This window comes from Carboxylicivirga sp. (genome assembly GCF_982718395.1).
The window spans coordinates 1-4,183 of record NZ_CEXQWX010000279.1; the positions used below are offsets into that span (position 1 = coordinate 1).

The window sequence follows — 4,183 nt, forward strand, 5'->3', positions numbered from 1 at the left end:
CGATAATCCTTCGTGTGTGACAGTGTGCCCGGTTGATGCCACCTTTAAGCGTTCTGACGGAATTGTTCTTGTGGACAATGAAAGGTGTATCGGCTGTCGATTCTGTATTGCTGCCTGTCCTTATTCAGCAAGAACGTTTAACTGGACAGAACCCAAGGATGCTGATGAATACAAGGATACTCCATACGATATGGAGAAAAATGTACCACAAAAAAAGGGTACCGTAACTAAATGTGTATTTAGTGCCGACAGATTGCGTGTCGGAAAATTACCAACTTGTGTATCCGCTTGTCCTAATGGTGTGTATTACTTTGGCGACTCCAATGAAGATTTGGTAACCAATGGTACCACAAAAGAAACGGTACGACTTAGTACTCTTTTGAAAGATAATTCGGCCTATACGTTAATGCCGGAGTTGGGTACATTGCCAAGCGTATATTACCTGCCACCTACAGATAACAAATCCTAAGAAATCAAGACAATATTATTATGGATCTTTTAAGAAAGAAAACGTCATCAGTTATTGATGGTGAACTCCTTTCCAATGTTAATTGGAGTACGGGTTCGAAAATATGGCTGAGTTCATTGTTTGCCATTCTTATAACGTGTGTATTCTTCTACTACCTGCAACTAAGAGATGGTTTAGGAGTAACCGGTTTAACAGATTTTGTTTCGTGGGGAATATACATTGCCAACTTTGTATTTTTTGTGGCAGCCAGTTTAATAGGTATGCTTATAAGCTCAGTAATGGGACTTATGGGTATAAAATGGATCAAACCTATTGCCCGTATTGCCGAAATTATTGCGGTAGCCTTCGCATTGGTGGCCGGTTTGGTAATTATTACTGACATGGGTCGCCCTGATCGTTTACACCATATATTTATGTATGGTCGAGTTCAGTCCCCAATAGTTTGGGATATTGCAGTAGTTATTACATATGTAATGTTAAGTCTTTTATTACTTTACCTTCCATTAATCCCCGATTTAAACCTGTGTAAAGAAAACTGTAAAGGCTTACCAAAGTTTCAGCGCAAACTTTACCAAATTTTATCATTGGGTTGGGCCAATACACCTGATCAGTTTAAACTGATCAAGAAATACATGCGACTATTAATGGTGTTGATCATTCCGGTAGCATTGGCTATTCACACCGTAACTTCATGGTTATTTGCCATGACTCTAAGGGCAGGCTGGGACTCCCCTATTTTTGGTCCTTACTTTGTTTCCGGTGCCTTTGTGGCCGGTTGTGCTGCAGTAATTATTGCCATGTTTGTCTATCAAAAAAGCTTTAAACTGCAAGATTACATTACAGATTTGCATTTCGATAATATGGGCAAACTACTGGTATTGGTTTCGCTAGTTTATGTGTATTTCAACATCAATGAAATAATTGTACCAGCCTATAAATTCAAAGGTGGTGAAGCAGAACATCTGAAAAGTATGTTGATTGGACACGATTCAGTGATGTTCTGGTTTGTGCAAATTGGCGGATTAATTATTCCATTTATTCTATTGCTTATTCCCGCGATGCGTAAACCTCTTCCAGCCATGCTTATTTCTGTAATTATTTTGGTTGGTGCCTGGTTTAAAAGATACCTGATTGTTGTTCCAATTCAGCAACATCCATACTTTCCAATACAAAATGTTCCCGAAAAGTTTATGCAGTATTCACCAACCACTGCTGAGGTAGCTATTACTGTTGGTTCATTTGTATTGGTTTTAATTATTATGACTCTTTTATCTAAACTATTCCCGGTTATTCCAATTTGGGAAATTAAAGAAGAACTGGAAGATGAGAACAACTAAAAACATACTGATACTTTGCTTATTCGGCTTTATGCTTTCACCTGTTTGTTTTGGGCAGGATGAATGGATAGCTCCCGAATCGGAAAAAGAAAACGTAAGCATATTCACTTTCGATGAAGAATTTTCGCGTAGTGGTGAAGTTATTTATAACAACTCCTGTTTATCGTGTCATGGCGATCCAACTCAGAGCAATTACACACCGATGGTTCCTCCTCCGGGCGATGTAGCCGGCGAAAAAATTCAATCTCAAACAGATGGTGAGTTATACCATAAAATCATTAAAGGGCGCGGAGCCATGCCAGGCTTTGAAGATGCACTTTCTGCAGAAGAAGTATGGAGTTTGGTTGCCTATTTCAGAAGTTTCAACGAAACATATGAACAGCCGATACCCAATCTAGAAGGCATTGAGATACCTGTTCTGACTCTTCAACTTGGTTACGACGATAACGTTGATAAACTTGTGGTTAAAGTGTTTGATGAAGCAGAAAAGCCGTTTGCAGATGCTTCGGTTTCAGCTTTTGTAAAAGGATTCTTTGGAAACCTACTTTTAGGCAAATCGCAAACTATTGATAACGGAATAGCCTACTTTGATGTAGATTCAAAACTACCGGGCGATATTGATGGTAAAATAGAAGTACTTGTAAAAGCATCAAAAGGCTATGGTTCTGTAAAAGAAGTGCAAGAACTTGAAATGGTTGAGCCAACACTACATGCAAATATCATTGAAGGTCGCCATTTGTGGAGCGTTTCTAAAAAAGCACCGATCTGGTTAATGTCGATATTCATCATGACGCTGGTTAGTATTTGGGGTGCTATCTTTTTTATTTTAATAGGACTCAGGAAAATTAAGAAAACGAATTAATATGGAACTGAACAGACGAAATTTCATAAAAAGTTCGGCAGCCGTGGCTGCTGCTACTGCTGCAGGTTTAACCATTCCTCAGTCCTTAAAGGCAGCCGCTTCTGAAGGTGAGAATAAATGGAAATGGGATAAGGCCGTATGTCGATTCTGTGGAACAGGTTGTGGTTTAATGGTTGCTACCAAAAACGACCGTATTGTGGCTGTTAAAGGTGATCCTTTAGCACCGGTTAACCGTGGGTTGAACTGTATTAAAGGCTACTTTAATGCTAAAATAATGTATGGTGCCGACCGTTTGAAAAAGCCATTATTAAGGGTGGATGCAAACGGTAATTTCGATAAAAATGGCCAGTTTAAACCTGTAAGCTGGAAACGTGCTTTTGATGAAATGGAGAAGCACATGAAAAAAGCTCTTAAGGAGTTGGGGCCAACGGGAGTTGGTGTTTTCAGTTCCGGACAGCATACCATTATGGAGGGTTATACGGCTGCTAAATTTATGAAAGCCGGATTGCGTTCCAATAACATAGATCCCAATGCCCGCCATTGTATGGCATCGGCTGTTGTAGCATTTATACAAACCTTTGGTATTGATGAGCCGTCCGGAAACTACGATGATATTGAATTAACGGATACCATTGTAACCTGGGGAGCCAATATGGCCGAAATGCACCCGATACTTTGGTCAAGAGCTACAGATAGAAAACTATCTTCTCCTGATAAAGTAAAAGTGGTCAATCTTTCTACTTATACAAACCGTACATCCGATTTGGCTGATTTGGAAATCATCTTTAAGCCAAATACCGATCTAGCACTTTGGAATTATATTGCGCACGAAATTGTGTACAATCATCCCGAAGCAATAGATTGGGAGTTTGTGAATAAGTATACTGAGTTTGCAACAGGAGTCGTTGACATAGGTTTTGGTATGCGAACAGCCGACCACGCCAAATTTACCGATAAAGAAAAAGAAACGGTTCAATTTGAAACATCGAAGAAAATAACCAAAGACGAAGCTGTTTCCCTATCCTACCTTGGGTATAAAGAAGGTGATGTAATGGAAATGAAAAACCGCGCTACAGCAGTAAAGCATTGGTCCATCACCTACAATGAATTTAAAAAAGCTTTAGCTCCTTATACGCTTGATTACACAGCCAATATATCAAAAGGTGATCCTGAGGAGGATATGGAAGTATTCAAGAAAAAACTGAAGGAACTGGCCGGTTATTATATTGAGAAGAACAGAACTGTTTCTTCTTTCTGGACCATGGGTTTCAACCAGCATACGCGTGGTTCATGGGTGAACGAACAAGCTTATATGGTTCACTTGCTTCTTGGTAAGCAAGCTAAACCGGGTAATGGAGCATTTAGTCTGACAGGTCAGCCTTCTGCTTGTGGTACCGCTCGAGAAGTCGGTACTTTTGCACATCGCCTGCCTGCAGATATGGTGGTTGCCAATCCAAAGCACAGGGCTATGTCCGAAAAGGTTTGGAAAATTCCGGCAGGCACGCTCAATGGAAA

General features: G+C 40.0%; 4 protein-coding genes. All 4 read left to right on the top strand.

The genetic code is table 11. The features are described from left to right. Positions 1-469 (top strand): 4Fe-4S dicluster domain-containing protein (locus tag AC4MRQ_RS25195; RefSeq protein ID WP_491200497.1); only part of this gene is annotated, 469 nt, incomplete at its 5' end. Positions 470-489: 20 nt separating this feature from the next. After that, on the top strand, positions 490-1,806 hold the full coding sequence (nrfD, locus tag AC4MRQ_RS25200) for an NrfD/PsrC family molybdoenzyme membrane anchor subunit (RefSeq protein WP_491200498.1): 1,317 nt from the start codon (positions 490-492) through the stop codon (positions 1,804-1,806). Continuing rightward, positions 1,793-2,668, top strand: a complete 876-nt coding sequence (locus AC4MRQ_RS25205; protein WP_491200499.1) for a c-type cytochrome — start codon at positions 1,793-1,795, stop codon at positions 2,666-2,668. The genes nrfD and AC4MRQ_RS25205 overlap by 14 nt, the downstream gene beginning before the upstream one ends. Before the next feature lies 1 nt (position 2,669). After that, on the top strand, positions 2,670-4,183 hold a 1,514-nt coding region (locus AC4MRQ_RS25210; RefSeq protein ID WP_491200500.1), incomplete at its 3' end, for a molybdopterin-dependent oxidoreductase.

Excerpts from the sequence above, each read along its gene's own strand:
- nrfD (WP_491200498.1), top strand. The coding sequence starts at position 490 with ATGGATCTTTTAAGAAAGAAAACGTCATCAGTTATTGATGGTGAACTC.
- AC4MRQ_RS25205 (WP_491200499.1), top strand. The coding sequence starts at position 1,793 with ATGAGAACAACTAAAAACATACTGATACTTTGCTTATTCGGCTTTATG.